Below are 21002 nucleotides of genomic sequence, written 5' to 3'. Positions count from 1 at the left end.
CTGGCAGCGCGCGGCATCGATCTGGCAGCGGTTTGTGACCAGCCTCGGCGGTGTCAGCGATCAAGGACAGAAAGGAAAACCATGTCCGCCACCACCATTGACCGCACCGGAACCCGCGACGGGCTGCTTCGACTGGCGATGCGCGCCGACGCCGCCATCAGCGGGGTCGGCGGCCTCGCCGGCGTGCCCTTTGCCGGCTGGCTGGCGCGGCTGTCAGGCACCACCAGATCCTTCGAATACGGCATGGCCGCGTTCCTGATCACCTACGGGGTGGTGGTGTTCGGCCTCGCCGCGCTGCCGTCGGTGCGCCGCGCCGGCATGGCGGTGATCGTCGCCAACCTGCTCTACACCGTGGGCGCCGTCGTCCTCGTGCTCGCCGACGTCTTTCCGTTGACCGCCGCCGGCGTGGTCATCATGCTGGCCTCCGGCGCCTACACGCTGTTGTTCGCCGAGCTGCAGTACCAGGGCTGGCGCCGCGCGAGGGCGTAGACCCTGTCTAGTCCTCGGGGACCTCGCGGTCGATCTCGTCGAGCCAGATGCGCGCGGACATGTCGGACGGCGCGCGCCAGTCGCCGCGCGGCGACAGCGCGCCGCCGTGCGACACCTTGGGGCCGTTGGGCAGCGCCGAGCGCTTGAACTGGCTGAACGAGTAGAACCGCTGCACGAACACCTGCAGCCAGTGCCGAATCTCCTTGAGCGAGTACGACGGCCGCTTGTCCTCGGGAAATCCCGGCGGCCAGTTGCCCTGCTCGGGATCGCTCCAGGCGTGCCATGCCAAGAAGGCGATCTTCGACGGTCGGAATCCGAAGCGCAGCACATGGAACAGCGAAAAGTCCTGCAGGGCAAAGGGCCCGACCTTGGCCTCGCTGCTCTGCAGCTCCTCCTCTTCCCCGCTGGGCACGAGCTCCGGCGTGATCTCGGTGTCCAGCACCGACTGCAGCACCTCGCACACATCGGATTCGAATTGGCCGGACGAAATCACCCACCGGATCAGGTGCTGGATCAGCGTCTTCGGCACGCCGCCGTTGACGTTGTAGTGCGACATCTGGTCACCGACCCCGTAGGTCGACCAGCCCAGCCCCAGCTCGGAGAGGTCGCCGGTGCCCAGCACGATGCCGCCGCGCTGGTTGGCCAGCCGGAACAGGTAATCGGTGCGCAGGCCGGCCTGCACGTTTTCGAAGGTGACATCGTAGACCTTCTCGCCGCGCGCGAACGGGTGGTCGATCTCCTTGAGCATCAGCTGCGCGGTCTCGGTGATGTCGATCTCGGAGAAGGTGACGCCGAGCGCGCGGCAAAGCTCGATCGCGTTGCGTTTGGTGCGATCCCCGGTCGCGAAGCCGGGCAGCGTGAACGCCAGGATGTCGCTGCGCGGGCGTTCCTCGCGGTCCATGGCGCGCGCCGCGACGATCAGCGCGTGCGTCGAGTCCAGACCGCCGGAAATGCCGATGACCACCTTCGGGTAATCCAGCGCCCGCAACCGCTGCTCGAGCCCCGCGACCTGAATGTTGTAGGCCTCGTAGCAATCCTGTTCCAGGCGTTGGGGATCCGCGGGCACGAACGGGAAGCGCTCGATCTCGCGGCGCAGCCCGATGTCGCCGCCCGGCGGGTCGAGCCGGAACTCGATGCGCCGGAACGACTCCGCCGACGCCCGGTGGTGGCGCCGGTTGTCGTCGAAGGTCCCCATCCGCAGCCGCTCCGAGCGGAGCAGCTCCAAGTCGACGTCGGCGACGCTGCGCCGCTCCCCCTTCGGGAAGCGCTCGGAGCAGGCCAGCTGCACGCCGTTCTCCCACACCATGGTCTGGCCGTCCCAGGCCAGGTCGGTGGTCGACTCGCCCTCGCCGGCGGCGGCGTAGACGTAGGCGGCCAGGCACCGTGACGACGCCGAGCGGGCCAGCAGGCACCGGTCCTCGGCGCGGCCGATCGTGATCGGGCTGCCGGACAGGTTCGCCAGCACCGTCGCCCCCGCCAGCGCCGCCTCCGCGCTGGGCGGGATCGGCACGAACATGTCCTCGCAGATCTCCACGTGCAGCACGAAGTCCGGGAGATCGGAGGCGGCGAACAACAGGTCCGGACCGAACGGCGCCTCGACATCGCCGATGCGGATGAAGCCGCGCTCGTCGTCGCCGGGCGCGATCTGGCGGCGCTCGTAGAACTCCCGGTAGGTGGGCAGGTACGACTTGGGCGCGACGCCGAGCAGCGCGCCGCGGTGGATGACCGCGGCCGCGTTGTAGATGCGATGCCGGTGGCGCAGCGGCGCGCCGACGACCAACACCGGCAGCAATTTCGACGATGACGCGATGACGTCGGCGAGGGCGCGTTCGACGTCGTCGAGCAACAGGTCCTGCAGCACGATGTCCTCGATGGAGTACCCGCACAGCGTCAGCTCGGGGAAGACGGCCACGGCGACGCCGTCGTCGTGGCATTCGCGGGCCAACCGCAGCACCGACTCCGCGTTGGCCGCCGGGTCACCGATCGTGGTGTGGTGCGTGCACGCGGCGACCCGGACAAAACCCTGGCCGTAGCTGTTGTAGAAGTCCTGAGAAGAATTCATGGCCCTTCCATTGTCGCCTGACGGTTGTCAAGTTGTCGCCGCCGGGTATCCCCACCAGCATGAGCGATACCGCCGTCGTCGTGGTCGACATGATGAACACCTATCAGCATCCCGACGCTGAAGAACTGATACCCAATGTCGAGAAAATCATCGAGCCGCTGGCCGAACTGGTCCGCCGCGCCCGCGACGCCAACGGTGTCGACCTCATCTACGCCAACGACAACTATGGCGATTTCACCGCGCAGTTCTCCGACATCGTCCGCTCGGCGCAGCACGGGGCCCGCCCGGATCTGATCAAGCCGATCCTGCCCACGGAGGCTTGCCGGGTGCTGACCAAGGTCCGCCACAGCGCGTTCTATGCCACCGCGCTGGCGTATCTGCTCAGCCGGCTGGAGACCAAGCGGCTGATCCTGACCGGCCAGGTCACCGAGCAGTGCATCCTGTACACCGCGCTCGACGCCTACGTCCGCCATTTCAACGTGGTGATCCCGACCGATGCCGTCGCGCACATCGACGCGGAGTTGGGCGCCGCGGCGCTGAAGATGATGGAACAGAACATGTCCGCCGAGCTCACCACCGCGGCCGACTGCCTGGGCTGACGATGCACCGCGAGCGCCCGCAAACTGCCAGCTTTGCCGGCGTGTCGCCGTGCAAACACGGCCGCTCGCGGTGGTGGGCTACGCGCCCTGGTGGTGGCGGCTACCCTCGGACGGGTGACTCGTCGCGCAGAATCGCCCGAGCTCGTCGCGCTGCTGACCGGGCGACGGGTTGCGGTGCTGACCGGTGCGGGGATCTCCACCGACTCGGGCATCCCCGACTACCGGGGACCCGATTCGCCGCCGAGCAATCCCATGACCATCCGCCAGTTCACCTCGGATCCGGTGTTCCGGCAGCGGTATTGGGCCCGCAACCACGTCGGGTGGCGGCACATGGACGACACCCTGCCCAACGCCGGGCACCGGGCGCTGGCCACGCTCGAGCGCGCGTCGGTGGTCACCGGGGTGATCACGCAGAACGTCGACCTGCTGCACACGAAGGCCGGCAGCCGCAACGTGGTCAACCTGCACGGCACCTACGCCCACGTGGTCTGCCTGGGCTGCGGCCGCGGCATGAGCCGCGCCGCCCTCGCCGAACGGTTGGAGGCGCTCAACCCGGGCTTTATCGAGCGGGCGGAGGCGGTGGGCGGGCTGGCGGTGGCCCCCGACGCCGACGCCGTCATCGCCGACACCACGTCGTTCCGGTACCTGGACTGCCCGCGCTGCGGCGGCATGCTCAAGCCGGACATCGTCTACTTCGGCGAAAGCGTGCCCAAAGATGTTGTGGCATCGGCGTATTCAGTAGTCGAGAGAGCCGACGCGCTGTTGGTGGCGGGTTCGTCGCTGACCGTGTTCTCCGGTTACCGGTTCGTGCGGCACGCCGCCGCGCGCGGCCTGCCGATCGCCGTCGTCAACCGCGGCCGCACCCGCGGTGACGACCTGGCCACCGTCAAGGTCGACGGCGGCTGTTCGGAGTTGCTGACGCTGATCGCGTGCGAGTTGGCCGGCGCGTCCGTCTAGAAGGTGCAGGGCATGCTGCGGATTGCGTGAATGAAATTGCCCGCCACATAAGACGGTTCGCCCGCCTGGATGTCCGGTAGCTGCCGGAGCACCTCGCCGATGATCGCGCGCAGTTGCGCGCGGGCCACGTGCGCCCCGAGGCAGAAGTGCACCCCGCCACCGCCGAAGCCGAGATGCGGGTTGGGGCTGCGGCTCAGATCGAAACGGTCCGGGCGCTCGAACGCGTCGGTGTCCCAGTTGCCCGACGAGTAGAACATCACCACCTTCTCGCCGGCCCGGATCGGCTGGCCGCCCAGCTCGAGATCCGTTGCGGCCGTGCGGCGGAAGGTCATCACCGGGGTTGCCCAGCGAATGAACTCCTCGACCGCCGTGCCGATACGGTTGTCGAAATCGTCCATCAGCCAGGCCCGCTGCTCGGGAAAGTCGGTGAGCGCCTTCAGCGCGTGGCTGGTGGTCTGCCGGGTGGTGTCGTTGGCGGCCACCGAGAGCAGCACGAAGAACGCGGCCACGTCGGCGTCGGTGAGCCGGTCGCCGTCGACCTCGGCGTTGACCAGGCCGCTGAACAGGTCGTCGCCAGGGTGCTCGCGGCGCTCGGCCGCCAGCGCGCCGGCGACCTGATGCAGGTAGAGCTGGTTTTCCACCAGCACCTCCAGCGGATTGCGCCCCCGCATCGACTCCGGGTCGGCCCACGACACCGCGGCCTCGGCGGCGTGCGCCACCCGCTCGCGCTCGGATTCCGGGATGCCGACCATGTCCGACAGCGTGCGTATCGGCAGCTCCTTGGCGCAGTGCTCGACGAAATCCGCGCCGCTGCCGGCCGCGACGAGCTCCTCGACGATGCGCCGGGCATTCGCCCGGATCGAATCCTCGATGCGGCGGACCTGCCGCGGGGTGAACGCGGCGCTGACCAGCTTGCGCAGCATGGTGTGCCGCGGCGGGTCCATCGCCAAAAACGACTGCGACGCCTCGAGCAACTCCTGGGGAACGCTCTCGAACATCACGCCCCGGCCGGACAGGAACACCTCGTTGTTGCGGCTGACCGAGACGATGTCGGCGCGGCGGGTGACCGCCCAATAGCCGGGGTCGTCGGGATCCGGCAGCAGCGCGTCCTCCACCGGGGGATGCCAGCTCACCGGACGCTCGGCGCGCAGGACCGCGAACGAGCGCTCGCGGTCGGCGGCCGTCGTCGACCAGAACGCGCGCGAGGACAGGTCGATCGCGTCGTAGGCGCGAGCGGTGCCGGTCATGGCTGTCATAGGAACCCTCCCCACGGGTGAAGCCAAACCTGACCCTATGCCTAGACACTATGTCTAGTCAATATGTCGCACAAGCCGTTATGCTGGGCGAATGCCGTCGGTGACCCGCAAGGCGCAGGCTCGCGAACGAGGCCGCCAGCAGCGCCGCGAGCAGATGGAGCGCCGGCTGCTCGACGCCACCGAGCGGCTGATGCGCGACGGTGCCAGTTTCACCGAGCTCAGCGTCGACCGGCTGTCGAGCGAGGCCGGCATCTCCCGCGCCAGCTTCTACATCTACTTCGAGGACAAGGGTCACCTGCTGCGCCGGATGGCCGGCCAGGTGTTCGCCGACCTCGCCGACAGCGCCGACCGCTGGTGGAGCGTGGCGTGGCGGCACGACCCCGACGACGTCCGCGCCGCGACGACGTCCATCGTCGCCGGCTACCGGCGCCATCAACCGGTGCTCGTCGCGCTGAACGAGATGGCCGGCTACGACCCCCTGGTCGGGGCGACCTATCGAAACCTGTTGACCGCCATCAGCGGTCGGGTCACCCGCGTCATCGAGGACGGCCAGGCCGACGGCTCCATCCGCCCCGAGCTGCCCGCGACCGCCACGGCCAGCGCGCTGACCTGGATGGTCGAGCGCGCGTGTCATCAAAACCTTCCGACGGCCCCCGAGTCCTACGACGCCGAGCTCGCCGAGGCGCTGGCCCAAATCATTTGGGGCGCGCTGTATCTCAAGCCGATGTCCGGCTGAGCGCAGAAGCGCGGCAGGAGCGCGAGCAGACATAGAATCGCACGTTCGAGGAACGAATCGTGCGATTCTATGTCTGCTGGCCGGGTAAGGGCGCTATACCGCGACCAGGTCGTCGGCGTGCACGGCCGGGCGGCGCAGCTCGCCGGGCAGCTCGGAGGTCGAGCGGCCCATCATGGTGGCCAGCTCGGCGGCGTCGTAGGCCACCACGCCCCGGGCAACCATGGCCGCGTCCGGTCCGCGCAGCTCGACCACGTCCCCGGCGTAGAAGCGGCCCGACACGGTCGTGATGCCCGCGGGCAGCAGCGAGCGGCGCTGGCCCACCACGGCGCGCACCGCGCCGTCGTCCAGCGTCAGCGAACCGGTCGCCTCGGCCGCGTAACGCACCCAGAACCGGCGCGCCGACATCCGCTGCGGCCGTGCGGCGAACACCGTGCCGGTGGAGGCGTCGGTCAGCGCGGTCGCGGCGTCGGCCGCGGCGGCCAGCAGCACCGGGACCCCCGCGTCGGCGGCCAGCAGGGCCGACGACATCTTCGAGGCCATCCCGCCGGTGCCCAGGTCGCTGCCCGGGCCGGCGACCACGCCGTCCAGATCCGCCGCGCCGGACACCTCGCGGATGAAGGTGGCGCCCTTGGTTTTTCGTGGGTCGGCATCGTAGAGGCCGTCGATGTCGGAGAGCAGCACCAGCGCCTCGGCGCCGACGAGGTGGGCCACCAGCGCCGAGAGCCGGTCGTTGTCGCCGAACCGGATCTCGTTGGTGGCCACCGTGTCGTTCTCGTTGACGATCGCCACCGCGTGCAGGGCGCGCAGCCGGTCCAGGGTGCGCTGGGCGTTGGTGTGTGAGGCCCGCACGGAGATGTCGTGCGCGGTCAGCAGCACCTGGCCGACGGTGCGGCCGTAGCGGGCGAACGCCGCGCTCCACGAGTTCACCAGGGAGACCTGACCGACGCTGGCGGCGGCCTGCTTCGTCGCCAAATCCTTGGGGCGGTGGGTCAAACCGAGCGGCTCGATGCCGGCGGCGATGGCGCCCGACGACACGATGACGACGTCGGTGCCCGCCTTCATCCGCGCCTCGATGGCGTCGGCCAGCCCGGCCAGCCGGCCGGCGTCGAACATCCCGGACGGTGTGGTCAGCGCGTTGGTGCCGACCTTGACCACCAGGCTGCGCGCGGTCCGGATGGCGTCGCGCTGGGCGCTCACGAGGTCCCACCGGTTTCGGGGCCCTGCTGTCGGCGCTGCCGGCGGGCGGCCTTGCGTTCGGCGGCGCCGACGCGGTCGCTGCGCTCCAGCCGCGCATCGGTGCCCCGGCCCGACAGCGTAACGTGTTGTCCCGCAGGGGTTTGCGGCTCCCAGTCGAACGTCATCTCCCCGATGGTGACCGCGCAGCCCGGTCGGGCGCCCAGCCGCAGCAGTTCCTCCTCGACGCCGAGGCGCGCCAGGCGGTCGGCGAGGTAGCCGACCGCCTCGTCGTTGTCGAAGTTGGTCTGGCCCACCCAGCGTTCGGGCCGCGCGCCGGTGACGACGAACCCGCCGTGGGCGTCCGGTTCGACGGCGAAGCCGCTGTCGTCGACGGGCACCGGGCGGATCACCGGGCGCCGCGGCACGATCGGCGGCCGCGCGGCGTTGTAGTCCGAGATCATCTGCCAGAGCCCGAAGGTCAAGGGCTGCAGCCCTTCTCGCGCGACGGTCGACACCAGGAACACGGGCCAGCCGCGCCCGGCGATCTCGTCGCGGACGAACTCGGCGAGCTCGCGGGCCTCGGGCACGTCGATCTTGTTGAGCACCACCGCTCGTGGCCGCTCGGCGAGGTCGCCCAGCGCCGCGTCGCCCTGCAATGTGGGGGTGTACGCGGCGAGTTCGGCTTCCAGCGCGTCGATGTCGGAGATCGGGTCGCGGCCCGGCTCCGCGGTGGCGCAGTCCACCACGTGCACCAGCACCGCGCAGCGCTCGATGTGCCGGAGGAATTCCAGCCCAAGGCCGCGGCCCTGCGACGCGCCCGGGATCAGGCCGGGCACGTCGGCGATCGTGAAGGTGTGCTCGCCCGCCGAGACCACACCGAGGTTGGGCACAAGCGTGGTGAACGGGTAGTCGGCGACTTTGGGTTTGGCCGCCGAGATCGCTGACACCAGTGAGGATTTCCCGGCCGAGGGGAACCCGATCAGCCCGGCGTCGGCGACCGTCTTGAGCTCCAGCGTCAGGTCGCGCGCCTGGCCGGGCTCGCCGAGCAGCGCGAAGCCCGGCGCCTTGCGCGCGCGCGAGGCCAGCGCGGCGTTGCCCAGCCCGCCGCGGCCGCCGGCGGCGGCCTCGAAGCGGGTGCCCGAGCCGACCAGGTCGGCCAGCAGCCGCCCGTTGTCGTCCAGCACGACGGTGCCGTCGGGGACCTTGACCTCCAGGTCGGCGCCGGCGGCGCCGTCGCGGTTGTTGCCCATCCCCTGCTTGCCCGAGGCCGCGGTGATGTGCGGATGGAAATGGAAGTCCAGCAGCGTGTGCACCTGCGGGTCGACGATTAGGACGATGCTGCCGCCGCGGCCGCCGTTGCCGCCGTCGGGGCCGCCCAGCGGCTTGAATTTCTCGCGGCGCACCGACGCGCAGCCGTTCCCGCCGGAACCCGCCCGCGCGTGGACGACGACGCGATCGACAAACCGGGGCATCGGGGATCCTCTCACCCGTCTCGCTCGCCGAGCGTGCAGCTACCGCGAGTTTCGCCTCGAATTATCGCAGTGGGTGCACGCTCGCGGCGCTCAGTCGGACGCGCCGACGATGCTGACGGTCTTGCGCCCGCGCTTGACGCCGAACTGGACCGCGCCGGACTCCTTGGCGAACAACGTGTCGTCGCCGCCCCGCCCGACGCCTGTGCCGGGGTGGAATTTCGTGCCGCGCTGGCGGACCAGGATTTCGCCGGCCTTGACGACCTGTCCGCCGAACCGCTTCACGCCGAGGCGCTGCGCGGCGGAATCGCGACCGTTGCGCGAGCTGGAAGCGCCCTTCTTGTGTGCCATCTTGTCGCCCCTACTACTTGATTCCGGTGACCTTCAGGACCGTCAGCTGCTGACGGTGGCCCTGACGCTTGTGGTAGCCGGTCTTGTTCTTGAACTTGTGGATGCGGATCTTGGGGCCCTTGGTGTGCTCGAGCACCTCGCCGGTCACCGCGACCTTCGCCAGCGCCGCGGCGTCGCTGGTGACCTTGGCGCCGTCGACGACCAGGGCGACCGGCAGCGTCACGTTCGAGCCCGGCTCGGAGTCGAGCTTCTCGACCTTGACGACGTCTCCGACGGCGACTTTGTACTGCTTACCGCCGGTCTTGACGATTGCGTAGGTCGCCATCGCTGCTCCTGCCTCTTTCTCGCGTCACGCGCGTGCCACCTGCGGCGCGCGTGGTGGGTCTGGGTGCGGGTCCCTGTGTCCCGCTCGCCGGGGTGAACTCAGCCCGACGACAACTGTCCAAGGGTACGTGACCAGCGGCTACAGGGTCAAACCGGCCCCGGTCCGCAGCTCAGTCCACGTGGATCGGCGGGCCCGCCGGCCGGCCCGCAGCGCGGCGGCGACGGGGCCGGCCAAACGGCGACCCGTCACCCTCCCGCGCGGAGTCGTCGTCGGAATCGTCGTCCAGATCGTCGACATCGTCGGTGTCGTCGGAGTCATCGTCGTCGTCGCCGTCCAGGTCGAGGTCCTCGTCGTCGCCGAGGTCCTCGTCGTCGTCATCGAGGTCTTCGTCGTCGAGGTCGTCCTCGTCGGTGTCCTCGAAGTCCTCCTGGTCGGTGTCCTCGACCCCGGCGGCGGCCTGCTCCTCGGCCTCGTCGGCCTCGCGGGCCGTGGCGCTGACCTCGTCAGGCGACTCGTCGGATTCCTCTTCACCCTGGTCGCCCTGGCCGGCCGCGGCCATCGCCTTGAACATCGGGTGCTCGCCGGGAGCGTGCGCGGGCACCTTGGCCACCGCCGGCTCTTCGGCCCCCTTCTTCTTCGACCGCCGGCTGCGGCGCCCGCCGGATTCTGACTTGCGCCCGTTCGCCGGTGCCGAATCGACGGGGTCGCCGTGCAGCAGGATGCCGCGGCCGCCACAGTTCGGGCACGACGACGAGAACGCCTCGATCAGGCCGGTGCCCAGCCGCTTGCGGGTCAGCTGGACCAGGCCCAGCGACGTCACCTCCGATACCTGGTGGCGGGTGCGGTCGCGGGCCAGCGCCTCGGTCAGCCGGCGCAACACCAGGTCGCGGTTGGACTCGAGCACCATGTCGATGAAGTCGATGACCACGATGCCGCCGATGTCGCGCAGCCGCAGCTGGCGCACGATCTCCTCGGCGGCCTCGAGGTTGTTCTTGGTGACGGTCTGCTCGAGGTTGCCCCCGGACCCGGTGAACTTGCCGGTGTTGACGTCGATCACCGTCATCGCCTCGGTCCGGTCGATCACCAGCGTGCCGCCCGACGGCAGCCACACCTTGCGGTCCATCGCCTTGGCGAGTTGCTCGTCGATGCGGTGCACGGCGAACACGTCCGGCCCGCTCGCCTCGTCCGGCCCGGTGGCGGGCTCGTACTTGGTCAGCTTCGAAACCAGTTCGGGGGCAACGGAATTCACGTACTCGTTGATGGTGTTCCACGCCTCGTCGCCGGAGACGATCAGGCCGGCGAAGTCCTCGTTGAACAGGTCGCGGATGACCTTGACCAGCACGTCGGGCTCTTCGTAGAGCGACACCGCGGCCCCGGCGGCCTTCTGCTTGGTCTCGGCGGCCTTGGCCTCGATCTGCTGCCAGCGTTCCTGCAGGCGGCCGACGTCGGCGCGGATGTCCTCCTCCTTGACGCCCTCGGACGCGGTGCGGATGATCACCCCGGCGTCGGACGGCACCACCTCGCGCAGGATCTCCTTGAGCCGCTGGCGCTCGGTGTCGGGCAGCTTGCGGCTGATCCCGGTCGACGACGCGCCCGGCACGTAGACCAGGTAGCGGCCGGCCAGGGAGACCTGCGTGGTCAGCCGGGCGCCCTTGTGGCCGACCGGGTCCTTGCTGACCTGGACGACGACGTAGTCGCCGGGCTTGAGGGCCTGTTCGATCTTGCGGTCGGACCCGCCCAACCCGGCGGCTTCCCAGTTCACCTCGCCGGCGTAGAGCACGCCGTTGCGGCCGCGGCCGATGTCGACGAACGCCGCCTCCATGGAGGGCAGCACGTTCTGCACGATCCCCAGATAGATGTTTCCCACCAGGGAGGCCGAGGCCGCGGAGGTCACGAAGTGTTCGACGACGATGCCGTCCTCGAGCACCGCGATCTGGGTGTAGCGCGCGCCCGGGTGCGGCGGTTCGGTGCGGACCCGGTCGCGCACGATCATCGTCCGTTCGACGGCCTCGCGGCGCGCCAGGAATTCGGCCTCGGTCAGCACCGGCGGGCGGCGCCGCCCGGCGTCGCGGCCGTCGCGGCGGCGTTGCCGCTTGGCCTCCAGCCGGGTGGAGCCGTCGATGCCCTTGATCTCGGCGGTCCCGGAGCCGTCGTCGCCGTTCTTGCCGCCCCGCGCCGGGCGCTCGTGCACCACGGTGTTCGGCGGGTCGTCGGGCGACGCGCCCTCGTCGTTGTCGTCGCCGGCCCCCGACTTGCGCCGCCGGCGGCGCCGGCGGCGGCGGTTGCCGCCCTCCGCCGAGCCGTCGTCGTCGGTGTCGGAGTCATCGGCCTCGTCGGCGTCCTCGTCGTCGTCGTCACCGGAGTCCTCGCCGTCGGCCCCGCCCTGTTCGCCGCGGCCCCGGCCCCGCCCGCGGCGGCCGCGACGCCGCCGCCGGTTGGCCGGGCGGTCGGTCTGGTCGTCCTGATCGTCGCCGGTGTCGGCGGTGTCGTCGGCGCCGTCCTCGTCGTCGCCGTCGCCGCCCGCGTCGGTGTCCCTGGGCTGCGGCGCGACGAACAGTGGCATGTACTGCGGCGGGTCGCTCGCGGACCCCGGCGCGGGCCGGGGGGCGTGGCGCACGGTGACGGGGACCGGGGCGCTGGAAAAGCCCGGAATGTGCTTGAGGGGCTTGGCGAAGATCAGGTCGCGCACGCGCAGGGCGTCCTCGCGGTCCACGCCGGAGTGCACGCTGCGGACCCGCCCGTCGAGCGTCGTGAGCGCCTCGAGCACCTCGGTGTTGGTGCTGCCCAACGCTCGGGCCAGCTGGTGGACCCTCAGGCGGTCCGGCAGGTCCTCGTGCCGGCCCGGCTCGTGCGATGGGTCTGTGGGTGGGGCACTGTCTACCACGTATTCTCCTTTAGCCCCCGGGCGCGTCGCTTTCGACGCGGCCACGCGAGGGCTTCGCTATGCGCCCGGGTCTCTCCCAGGCTTGTGATGGTCTCGCCCCGGGCGGCTCAAGGTGAACCCACTCGGCGCCGTGCTGAATGTCGGCCTGACATGCGGCGCAACACCGCGGAATGGCGATGTTCGCGCTTGTCTAAGTCTTCATTCGGGTGTCCGACGTCGGTATGGCGACGTTCACCCGCAGCCAGTATCCCACATCACTGGGCGTGCCCATCCACGCCCGAATGCGAAGGGTTCAGCAAACCGGGCTAAGCCCCGGGAAACCACAGCGCGATCTCGCGCTTGGCCGAGTCGGCCGAATCGGACCCGTGCACCAGGTTGAACTGCGTCTCCAGCCCGAAATCGCCGCGGATCGTGCCTGGCGTGGCCTTCTCCACGGGGTCGGTGCCCCCGGCGACCTGCCGAAACGCCGCGATCGCGCGTGGCCCCTCCACGACCGCCGCCACCACCGGACCCGAGGTGATGAACTCCAGCAACGACGGAAAGAACGGCTTGCCCTCGTGCTCGGCGTAGTGCTGGCCGGCCAGCTCCTCGCTGACGTGCCGGAGCTCCAGCGCCGCGATGGTGAGCCCTTTTCGCTCGATGCGGCTGATGATCTCGCCGATCAGGTGCCGCTCGACGGCATCGGGCTTGATCAGTACCAGGGTCCGTTCGGTCACGGGCGACAGCGTACAGAACCAGGTGGCGTCAACCGCCGGATCACCGCTGCCTGCGCCTGACCTCGGCCCGGAAATAGGCGATCGCCGCCCACACCCCGGTGAACAGCACCCCGATGAATCCCACGCCGGGATAGACCGCAAACCCGGCGAGCAGGACCGCCTGCACGGCCAGGTTCACCCAGATCGCCCACGGCCTGCGCTGCACCCCGGCCAGCAGGATCAGCACCGCGGCCAGGCCGATCAAATAGGCCAGCGACGCGGCGGTCAGGCCGCCGCCGACGGCGCCCACCACCGGAATGGCCAGCAGCACCACGATCGCCTCGAGGACCAGCGTCGCGGCCATCACCGCCCCGAAACTCTTCCACGGGTCGGCCGGGGCGGGACTTTGGTCGGTCACGCCGGGTCCCGCCCGAACAGCGTCCGCGCGGCCCCGGCGGTGACGACCGAGCCCGTGACGACGATCCCGGTGCCCGAGGCTTCCCCCGCCTCCCCGTCGGCGGCCGCCTCGTCGACCAGGGCGGTCGCGACATCGATTGCGTCGCGCAGGTTTTCGGCGGTCGTCACGCGCTCGGCTCCGAACCGCTCGCGCGCGGCCAGGGCCAGCGTCTCGACGTCCAGCGCGCGGGGCGAGCCGTTATGGGTCACGACGACGGAATCGAACGCCGGCTCGAGCGCGGCCAGGATGCCGTCGACGTCCTTGTCCGCCAGCACGCTGAGCACCCCCACCAGGAAGCGGAAGTCGAATTCGCCGGTCAGCGCCTGCGCCAGCGCGGCCGCCCCGGCCGGGTTGTGCGCGGCGTCGAGGAACACCGTGGGGGCGCTGCGCATGCGCTCCAGCCGGCCGGGGCTGGTGACGGCGGCGAAGCCGGCCCGCACGGCGTCCACGTCGAGCTGGCGCTGGGCGCCGGCGCCGAAAAACGCCTCGACCGCCGCGAGCGCGACCGCCGCGTTGTGCGCCTGGTGTTCGCCGTGCAGCGGCAGGAAGACGTCGGCGTACACGCCGCCGAGGCCCTGCAGCTGCAGCAGCTGTCCGCCGACGGCGACCTGGCGGCCCAGCACCGCGAACTCGGAATCCTCGCGGGCGACCGCGGCGTCGGCGCGCACCGACTGGGCCAGCAGCACCTCCATCGCCTCCGGCGCCTGGCGCGCGATGACGGCCACGGTGTCCGGCGCGCCGTCGGGCGCCCGGTGGATGATGCCGGCCTTCTCGCCGGCGATCCCGGCGAGGTCGCCGCCCAGGTAGTCGACGTGATCGATGCCGACGGGGGTGATCACCGCCACCGGCGCGGTGACGACGTTGGTGGCGTCCCAGCGCCCGCCCATGCCGACCTCGACCACCGCGACGTCGACCGGCGCGTCGGCGAACGCCGCGAACGCCATCGCGGTGAGGACCTCGAACTTGCTCATGGCCGGCCCGCCCTCGGCTTGTGACTGGGCGTCGACCATCTGCACGAACGGCTCGATCTCCCGGTACGTCGCCACGTACTGGGCGGGGCTGATCGGTTGCCCGTCGATCGCGATGCGCTCGACGGCCGACTGCAGGTGCGGGCTGGTGGTGCGGCCGGTGCGCCGGTGCAGCGCGGTCACCAGCGCGTCGATCATCCGCGCCACCGAGGTCTTGCCGTTGGTGCCCGCGACGTGGATGGACGGGTAGCCGAGTTGCGGCGAGCCCAGCAGGTCCATCAGCGCGCTGATCCGGGTCAGGCTCGGCTCGATGCGCGTCTCGGGCCAGCGCTGGTCGAGCAGGTGCTCGACTTGCAGCAGGGACGCGATCTCGTCCGGTGTGGGCGGCAAGGTCATTGCAGCGCGGCCAACCTCGCGGTGATCCGGTCGGTTTCCTCCTGGGCCACGCGCTGGCGGTCGCGGATCTTGGCGACGACGTGTTCGGGCGCCTTGCCGAGGAAGTCGGCGTTGCCCAGCTTCGCGGCCGTCGACGCCAGCTCCTTGTGCGCGGCGGCCAGATCCTTCTCCAGGCGGCGGCGCTCGGCGGCGACGTCGATGGTGCCCGAGGTGTCGAGCTCGACGACGACGGTCCGGTCGGTGTGGGGGCCCAGCCGGACCTCCAGCGACACCGACGGCCGGAAATCGGCGCCGGGGGCGCTGAGCCAGGCCAGCGAGCTCACCGCGGCCGCCTGGCCGTCCAGGTCGGCGTCGGCCACGCCGGCCAGGCGGGCGGGCACCTTCTGCCGGTCGGCCAATCCCTGTTCGCTGCGGAACCGGCGGACCTCGGTGACGAGCTTCTGCATGTCGCTGATGCGTTGCGCCGCAACGTGATCCAGGGCGATGCCCGACGGCTTGGGCCATTCGGCGATGACCAGCGACTCCCGACCGGTCAGCGCCTGCCACAGCGCCTCGGTGAGGAACGGGATGACCGGATGCAGCAGCCGCAGCAGCGTGTCGAGCACCGCGGCCAGCACGGCGGTGGTGTGCGCGTGCCCCTCGGCGAGCTGGGTTTTGGCCAGTTCGACGTACCAGTCGCAGAATTCGTCCCAGGTGAAGTGGTAGAGCGATTCGCAGGCCCGGCTGAATTCGTAGCCGTCGAGTGCCGAATCCACCTCGGCGCGAACCTCTTCCAGCCGCCCGAGGATCCAGCGGTCGGCGTCGGACAGGTCGGCCGGGGCGGGTAGCGGCGCCGGGCTCGCGCCGTTGAGCAGCGCGTAGCGCGTGGCGTTGAACAGCTTGGTGCCGAAGTTGCGCGACGCGCGGACCGCGTCCTCGCCTACGGACAGGTCACCGCCGGGGCTGGCGCCGCGGGCGAGGGTGAATCGCAGGGCGTCGGCCCCGAAGGCCTCCATCCAGTCCAGCGGGTCGATGACGTTGCCCTTGGACTTGCTCATCTTGCGGCCGGATTCGTCGCGGATCAGCCCGTGCAGGAAGACGTCGGTGAACGGCACCTGCGGGCCGCGGCGGCCGTCAAGGGTGATGGCGTCGTCGCCGCCGACGAACGTGCCGAACATCATCATCCGCGCGACCCAGAAGAACAGGATGTCGTAGCCGGTGACCAGAACGCTTGTCGGATAGAACTTTTCCAGCTCCGGGGTCTTCTCCGGCCAGCCCAGCGTGGAGAACGGCCACAGCGCCGAGGAAAACCAGGTGTCCAGCACGTCGGGGTCCTGCTCCCAGCCCTCGGGCGGCGTCTCGTCCGGGCCGACGCATACCTGTTCGCCGTCGGGCCCGTACCAGATCGGGATGCGGTGGCCCCACCAGAGTTGGCGCGAGATGCACCAGTCGTGCATGTCGTCGACCCAGGCGAACCAGCGCGGCTCCAGGCTGGCGGGGTGAATCACGGTGTCGCCGTTGCGAACCGCGTCGCCGGCGGCCTTGGCCAGCGATTCCACCCGGACCCACCACTGCAGCGACAGCCGCGGCTCGATCGGCTCGCCGCTGCGTTCGGAATGCCCGACGCTGTGCAGGTAGGGTCGCTTCTCCTCGACGACGCGGCCCTGCGCGGCCAGGGCCTCGCGCACCGCGACGCGGGCCTCGAAGCGGTCCATCCCGTCGAATTGCGTTCCGGTGTCGGTGATCCTGCCGCGGGTATCCATGATGGAGATCATCGGCAGCTCGTGGCGCAGCCCGATGTCGAAGTCGTTCGGGTCGTGGGCGGGCGTGACTTTGACTGCGCCCGTGCCGAATTCGGGGTCCACGTGCTCGTCGGCGACGACGACGAGCTCGCGGTCGACGAACGGGTGCGGCAGCGTGGTGCCGACCAGGTGGCGGTAGCGATCGTCGTCGGGGTGGACGGCGATGGCGGTGTCGCCCAGCATCGTCTCGACCCGCGTGGTGGCCACCACGATGTGGGGTTGGGAGTCGTCGAGGGAGCCGTACCGGAACGACACCAGCTCGCCTTCGACGTCGAGGTAGTTGACCTCGAGGTCCGAGATCGCCGTCTGCAGCACCGGCGACCAGTTCACCAGCCGCTCGGCCCGGTAGATCAGCCCGCCGTCGTAGAGCCGCTTGAAGATGGTGCGCACGGCACGCGAGAGCCCCTCGTCCATGGTGAAGCGGTCGCGGCTCCAGTCCACGCCGTCGCCGAGCCGGCGCATCTGCCCGCCGATGGCGCCGCCGGACTCACGCTTCCAGTCCCACACCTTGTCTACGAACAGCTCCCGACCAAAGTCCTCCTTGGTCTTGCCGTCGACCGCCAGCTGCTTTTCCACCACGCTCTGCGTCGCGATGCCCGCGTGGTCCATGCCCGGCTGCCACAGCACCTCGTAGCCCTGCATCCGCTTGCGGCGGGTCAGGGCGTCCATCATGGTGTGTTCCAGCGCGTGGCCCATGTGCAGGCTGCCGGTCACGTTCGGCGGGGGCAGCACGATCGAGTAGGGGGGCTTGGTGCTGGTCGCGTCCGCGGTGAAGTAGCCCGCGTCCAGCCATTTCCGGTAGATCGCGCCCTCCATCGCAGCCGGATCCCACGACTTGGGCAGGTCGGGGGCGGGGCGTGGGCTGGCGGTCACCGGTCAATTCTAGGGAGCGCCGTTTACCGGTGTGTAAGCGCCCAAAGCCGCAGGTGACCCGCGTTTACCCGGCCAGGCGGTCGGTCCGCAGCGAGACACCGGCGGCCGGCAATCGCGCCAGCAATGCGTCACCCATCGCGGCGGCGGGCGTCAGCACACCCACGAGGTCGGAGAGCTTGTCGCGGTCCAGGGCGAGCGCCAGGCCGCACTCCCCCAACAGCACGGAGGTGGCCTTGTAGCCGGGGTCTCCGCGCTGCTCCATGCGGGCCACGTACCGCGCGCCCGTCGTCGTCGTGGTGTAGGTCTCGATCTTGTAGAAGCCGCGTTCGCGGGTCTTCTCGCTCGGGCCGGTGCCCGGTTTGGGCAGCGCCCGCTCTATCAGGCGGCGCGGCAGGAACCGGAAGAACCGGCTGCCCAGCCCGAACGTCGCGCTGCCGACGCCGCTGACGACCGCCGAGGCCACCGGCGCGACGACCGACGACCCGACGCTCATGTTCTCCTCGTAGCGGAACCGCCGGCCGTACGCCCAGTCCAGCAGGGCGTTGCTGCGCCGCACGATTCGCGTGTTGTAGGGGGCCATTATGAATCCCGCGGTCCACAGGCCGGACAGTTCCGGCGCGATGTAGCGGCCGCGACGCCACGGCAGGTCGGGCTGGCGGCCGAGCTCGGGTTCCGCGCCGCGGTCGGTGCTCAGCGTGTAGGGGTCGGCGAGCTGGCGGCGCGCCTCGGGGTCGTTCGAGGCGGTGTCCAGCACTTCCAGCAGCGACGCGATGGTGCCGCCGGAAAATCCCCCGGCGAACGAGCGCAGCACCAGGTGGGTGTCACCGAGCTCCCCGGCGCCGTCGCCCTGGGCCGTTCGGTGCAGCGCGTACACGCTCAAATCCGACGGGACCGAGTCGAAGCCGCAGGCGTGCACGATGCGGGCTCCGGTGTCGGCGGCCTGCTTGTGGTGCAGGTCGATGCTTTCGCGGACGAACATCGCCTCGCCGGTCAGGTCGGCGTAATCGGTGCCGGCCGCGGCGCACGCCGCCACCAGCGGCAGGCCGTAGCGGGTGTAGGGCCCGACCGTCGTGACGACGACGCGGGTGCGGGCGGCCATCTCGTCCAGCGTCGACGGGGTCTGGGCGTCGGCGGTCAGTACGGGCCAGTCTTGGGCGGCTTCGCCCAGGGTGTCGCGCACGGCCCGCAGCCGGTCCGGCGACCGGCCGGCCAGCGCGATCCGGGCGCCCGCCCCGGCGCGGGCCAGGTATTCGGCGGTCAGCTTGCCGACGAAGCCGGTCGCCCCGTACAGCACGATGTCGAACTCGCGCGGCGTTGCGGTCACCGGGCCGACGCTACCCCACCCGCAGACGCGTAATGCCGGGCCCGAGGCCCGGCATTACCCGTTTGAGGCGTCGGTCTAGCCGCGCCGACCGCAGACCGGCCAGGCGCCGATGCCCTGCGAGTGCAGCACGTTCTCGGCCACCCGGATCTGCTCCTCGCGGCTGGCGCTGGCGGGCGAACCCGAGCCGCCGTTGGCGTGCCAGGTGCTCGAGGTGAACTGCAGGCCACCGGCGAAGCCGTTGCCGGTGTTGATCCCCCAGTTGCCACCCGACTCGCACTGCGCGATCGCGTCCCAGTTGACGCTGTACGCCTTGTGCACCGGCGGAGGCGGCGCGTCCGGCGCCGGCGGCGGCGGAAGGTTGGGGTCGAAGCCCACGGGAGCCGGCGGGGGCGGCGGGGCGTCCGGAGCCGGCGGCGGGGGAACGTTCGGGTCGAAGCCCACCGGTGCCGGGGGCACGTCGACCGGCGCCAAAGCGTCCGGGGCCGGGGGCGGCGGGGGAACGTTCGGGTCGAAGCCGACGGGCGCGGGCGCGGGGGCGTCCGGGGCCGGCGGCGGGGGCGCGTCAGGGGCCCCGGCGGGGGGAACGTTCGGGTCAAGGCCCATCGGTTCCGCGGTGGCGGTGGCGGACGGCACCGTCACCAGCGTGCCCGTGATCGCGGCGAGGATGAGCGTCTTGCGGACGTTCTTCAAATTTCTTCCTTTCGCGGTGCGCGCGCGCCAAAGCAGACCCACCGGGGTGGGCCAGGGGCTTGGTTGGTGCGTAATGAGTGCTCTGGGACGTGCCGTCTCGTTCTGGCACGACAGCGGCGGGCTCGAGGTGCCCGACGGGGTAGTGCTACCCGCCGGCCGCGGTCCGGCGCTTACCTCGTCGCCGCCCGCAGCCCCGCTCGCACGCGGGTCCGTGGATTCACTTTTCGATTACTTTTCGCTTAACCCGTTTCGGGCCAACACGGACCGTACGAAACCGGATCGCATTCGTCATCTTGAGAAATTCGCTATCTCGGTTCGGTAACGGGCCGATCACGGCGCGGTCGCCCCGCGCTTTGTACAGGTCAGGCGCGTGTTTTCCGGCGGTGCCCGGCGCGCCGGAAAACAATCGGATCGTGAGCCGAATCACGCACATTTTGTGAGCTGGCCCACGCGATCGCGACGCCGCGGCCGGGCGGAAGCGGCCGCTACCGGCCGCAAACACGCGGTGATGAACCGGCGCACAATACAACAGGATCCGCTCGATCGGCATCCGACCCGCCGCAGCGAACGAATCGGTCCGGCTGCCCTTCGAAAAGCTCAGCGCGACACGCATTTTGGATTCGACTACGTGAATCAGTATGCACGCCAACCTATTTTGGCTCATCCCACCGGGGTGCACCGCGTGCCCGCAGTTATGGCGGGCCGCAACCGAAGTCGTGGTGGCGCGCCCGAAAGCCGTTCGGCGCCAACGGATCCGGTCAGGATGGAGCGCCGGGCCCCGGGCGGATACAAGCGAGACGCCTATTTCCAGTGCGAAAATGGCTGAATTCGTCGCGAAAGCCGCGAATTCATGAATTGCGGCGAGTTTCTATAACGAAACTCTTTTAACGCGAATTCGCCCGAACGGGCGTCACACCACCGCGCGCAGCTCGGCGTCGGTGTTGACGTTGGTAAGGGGGCGCGAATCCGGCAGGACGATCTGCTGGGCGTCGGAGGCGTCGATCAGGACGCTCATCCTGCGCTCGCCGCCGGCGACCAGCGCGTCGATCCGCTCGGCCAGGTCGGTGCGGTACACCGCGGCGAGGTAGTGGCTGCGTCCGTCCCACGGCAACACCACTTCCGCGTTGGTCTCCCGGGCGAGGCGCACGAGGTCGTCGATCAGTCCGGCGGTCAGCAGCGGCATGTCGACGGCGCAGACGAAGGCGAACCGGGCACCGGCCTCGGCGGCCGCGCGCAGCCCGCGCCCGGTAGCGGGCAGCGGTCCCATCCCCCGCGCGTCGTCGCGCAGGACGCGGGCCTGCAGCGCCGGCAGCGGCTGTCCCGGGGCGGCCACCACGAAGATCGGCTCACAGCGTTGCGCGACGACGCCCACGACGTAATCGGCCATCGTGGCGGCGCCGCCGGGGCCCGGCAGGGTGGCCTTGTCGCGGCCCATGCGCCGCGACTCGCCTCCCGCGAGTACCACCCCGGCCAGCAACCCGGCTTGTGCTGTGTCCGGCACTGCGTCGGCCACG

Annotated in this window: 19 protein-coding genes; 4 read left to right on the top strand and 15 right to left on the bottom strand. The window is 70.5% G+C overall.

What is annotated here, in order from left to right:
* Nucleotides 1-81 precede the first annotated feature (81 nt).
* On the top strand, nt 82-489 hold the full coding sequence (locus AC5Y4Z_RS06035; RefSeq protein WP_499961420.1) for a hypothetical protein: 408 nt from the start codon (nt 82-84) through the stop codon (nt 487-489).
* Between the two features lie 7 nt (nt 490-496).
* Here the strand turns inward: AC5Y4Z_RS06035 and AC5Y4Z_RS06030 are convergent, their stop codons facing one another.
* Nucleotides 497-2551 (bottom strand): NAD(+) synthase, encoded by a 2055-nt coding sequence (locus AC5Y4Z_RS06030; RefSeq protein ID WP_499961418.1) that lies wholly within the window; start codon nt 2549-2551, stop codon nt 497-499.
* 59 nt (nt 2552-2610) lie between these two features.
* Here AC5Y4Z_RS06030 and AC5Y4Z_RS06025 point away from each other — a divergent pair, with 59 nt between their 5' ends.
* Nucleotides 2611-3150, top strand: a complete 540-nt coding sequence (locus AC5Y4Z_RS06025; protein WP_499961416.1) for a cysteine hydrolase family protein — start codon at nt 2611-2613, stop codon at nt 3148-3150.
* Between the two features lie 114 nt (nt 3151-3264).
* Complete coding sequence (locus tag AC5Y4Z_RS06020; RefSeq protein ID WP_499961414.1) at nt 3265-4107, top strand: NAD-dependent protein deacetylase; 843 nt, start codon at nt 3265-3267, stop codon at nt 4105-4107.
* On the opposite strand, the gene AC5Y4Z_RS06015 is transcribed toward AC5Y4Z_RS06020, so the two are convergent.
* Nucleotides 4104-5363, bottom strand: a complete 1260-nt coding sequence (locus AC5Y4Z_RS06015; RefSeq protein WP_499961412.1) for a cytochrome P450 — start codon at nt 5361-5363, stop codon at nt 4104-4106. The genes AC5Y4Z_RS06020 and AC5Y4Z_RS06015 overlap by 4 nt on opposite strands.
* 91 nt (nt 5364-5454) lie before the next feature.
* Between AC5Y4Z_RS06015 and AC5Y4Z_RS06010 the strand changes: the two genes are divergently transcribed.
* Complete coding sequence (locus tag AC5Y4Z_RS06010) at nt 5455-6099, top strand: TetR/AcrR family transcriptional regulator (protein WP_499961410.1); 645 nt, start codon at nt 5455-5457, stop codon at nt 6097-6099.
* A gap of 93 nt (nt 6100-6192) precedes the next feature.
* On the opposite strand, the gene proB is transcribed toward AC5Y4Z_RS06010, so the two are convergent.
* The 13 genes from proB to mobA all read right to left on the bottom strand — a co-directional run bounded on the left by proB (nt 6193) and on the right by mobA (nt 21001).
* Nucleotides 6193-7296 carry a glutamate 5-kinase gene (gene proB, locus AC5Y4Z_RS06005; RefSeq protein WP_499961407.1) on the bottom strand — a complete coding sequence of 368 codons (1104 nt, stop codon included), beginning with the start codon at nt 7294-7296 and terminating at the stop codon, nt 6193-6195.
* The gene (obgE, locus tag AC5Y4Z_RS06000) at nt 7293-8747 is read right to left on the bottom strand and encodes a GTPase ObgE (protein ID WP_499961405.1); all 1455 of its coding nucleotides are present in this window, start codon (nt 8745-8747) and stop codon (nt 7293-7295) included. The genes proB and obgE overlap by 4 nt, the downstream gene beginning before the upstream one ends.
* Before the next feature lie 90 nt (nt 8748-8837).
* A complete protein-coding gene (gene rpmA / locus AC5Y4Z_RS05995) occupies nt 8838-9095 on the bottom strand; it encodes a 50S ribosomal protein L27 (protein WP_499961402.1) in 258 nt (85 codons plus the stop codon).
* Between the two features lie 13 nt (nt 9096-9108).
* Nucleotides 9109-9420, bottom strand: a complete 312-nt coding sequence (rplU, locus tag AC5Y4Z_RS05990; RefSeq protein WP_067007977.1) for a 50S ribosomal protein L21 — start codon at nt 9418-9420, stop codon at nt 9109-9111.
* 169 nt (nt 9421-9589) lie between these two features.
* Nucleotides 9590-12304, bottom strand: coding sequence for a ribonuclease E (gene rne, locus AC5Y4Z_RS05985; protein ID WP_499961399.1), 2715 nt, complete (start codon nt 12302-12304; stop codon nt 9590-9592).
* 305 nt (nt 12305-12609) lie between these two features.
* Nucleotides 12610-13020: a nucleoside-diphosphate kinase gene (gene ndk / locus AC5Y4Z_RS05980; protein ID WP_499961396.1), complete on the bottom strand. Its 411-nt coding sequence runs from the start codon at nt 13018-13020 to the stop codon at nt 12610-12612.
* Nucleotides 13021-13060: 40 nt separating this feature from the next.
* Nucleotides 13061-13417 (bottom strand): DUF4233 domain-containing protein, encoded by a 357-nt coding sequence (locus AC5Y4Z_RS05975; RefSeq protein ID WP_499961393.1) that lies wholly within the window; start codon nt 13415-13417, stop codon nt 13061-13063.
* Nucleotides 13414-14820 carry a bifunctional tetrahydrofolate synthase/dihydrofolate synthase gene (gene folC, locus AC5Y4Z_RS05970; RefSeq protein WP_499961391.1) on the bottom strand — a complete coding sequence of 469 codons (1407 nt, stop codon included), beginning with the start codon at nt 14818-14820 and terminating at the stop codon, nt 13414-13416. The genes AC5Y4Z_RS05975 and folC overlap by 4 nt, the downstream gene beginning before the upstream one ends.
* Nucleotides 14817-17474 carry a valine--tRNA ligase gene (locus AC5Y4Z_RS05965; RefSeq protein WP_499961389.1) on the bottom strand — a complete coding sequence of 886 codons (2658 nt, stop codon included), beginning with the start codon at nt 17472-17474 and terminating at the stop codon, nt 14817-14819. Before AC5Y4Z_RS05965 ends, folC begins: the two co-directional genes overlap by 4 nt.
* A gap of 64 nt (nt 17475-17538) precedes the next feature.
* Entirely contained in the window at nt 17539-18798 is a 1260-nt protein-coding gene (locus tag AC5Y4Z_RS05960; protein ID WP_499961387.1) for a saccharopine dehydrogenase family protein, read from the bottom strand.
* A gap of 75 nt (nt 18799-18873) precedes the next feature.
* The gene (locus tag AC5Y4Z_RS05955) at nt 18874-19488 is read right to left on the bottom strand and encodes a transglycosylase family protein (protein WP_499961386.1); all 615 of its coding nucleotides are present in this window, start codon (nt 19486-19488) and stop codon (nt 18874-18876) included.
* Between the two features lie 217 nt (nt 19489-19705).
* On the bottom strand, nt 19706-20101 hold the full coding sequence (locus AC5Y4Z_RS05950) for a hypothetical protein (RefSeq protein ID WP_499961385.1): 396 nt from the start codon (nt 20099-20101) through the stop codon (nt 19706-19708).
* A 297-nt stretch (nt 20102-20398) separates the two neighbouring features.
* Nucleotides 20399-21001: a molybdenum cofactor guanylyltransferase gene (gene mobA, locus AC5Y4Z_RS05945; protein ID WP_499961384.1), complete on the bottom strand. Its 603-nt coding sequence runs from the start codon at nt 20999-21001 to the stop codon at nt 20399-20401.
* Nucleotide 21002: the final 1 nt, after the last annotated feature.

This window comes from Mycobacterium sp. NGS63 (assembly GCF_059812295.1).
This window is presented reverse-complemented; position numbering and strand designations above follow the sequence as displayed.

Coding starts and splice junctions, on each gene's coding strand:
- AC5Y4Z_RS06035 (WP_499961420.1), top strand. CDS start 82: ATGTCCGCCACCACCATTGACCGCACCGGAACCCGCGACGGGCTGCTT.
- AC5Y4Z_RS06030 (WP_499961418.1), bottom strand. CDS start 2,551: ATGAATTCTTCTCAGGACTTCTACAACAGCTACGGCCAGGGTTTTGTC.
- AC5Y4Z_RS06025 (WP_499961416.1), top strand. CDS start 2,611: ATGAGCGATACCGCCGTCGTCGTGGTCGACATGATGAACACCTATCAG.
- AC5Y4Z_RS06015 (WP_499961412.1), bottom strand. CDS start 5,363: ATGACAGCCATGACCGGCACCGCTCGCGCCTACGACGCGATCGACCTG.
- AC5Y4Z_RS06010 (WP_499961410.1), top strand. CDS start 5,455: ATGCCGTCGGTGACCCGCAAGGCGCAGGCTCGCGAACGAGGCCGCCAG.
- obgE (WP_499961405.1), bottom strand. CDS start 8,747: ATGCCCCGGTTTGTCGATCGCGTCGTCGTCCACGCGCGGGCGGGTTCC.
- rpmA (WP_499961402.1), bottom strand. CDS start 9,095: ATGGCACACAAGAAGGGCGCTTCCAGCTCGCGCAACGGTCGCGATTCC.
- rplU (WP_067007977.1), bottom strand. CDS start 9,420: ATGGCGACCTACGCAATCGTCAAGACCGGCGGTAAGCAGTACAAAGTC.
- folC (WP_499961391.1), bottom strand. CDS start 14,820: ATGACCTTGCCGCCCACACCGGACGAGATCGCGTCCCTGCTGCAAGTC.
- AC5Y4Z_RS05950 (WP_499961385.1), bottom strand. CDS start 20,101: ATGCGTGTCGCGCTGAGCTTTTCGAAGGGCAGCCGGACCGATTCGTTC.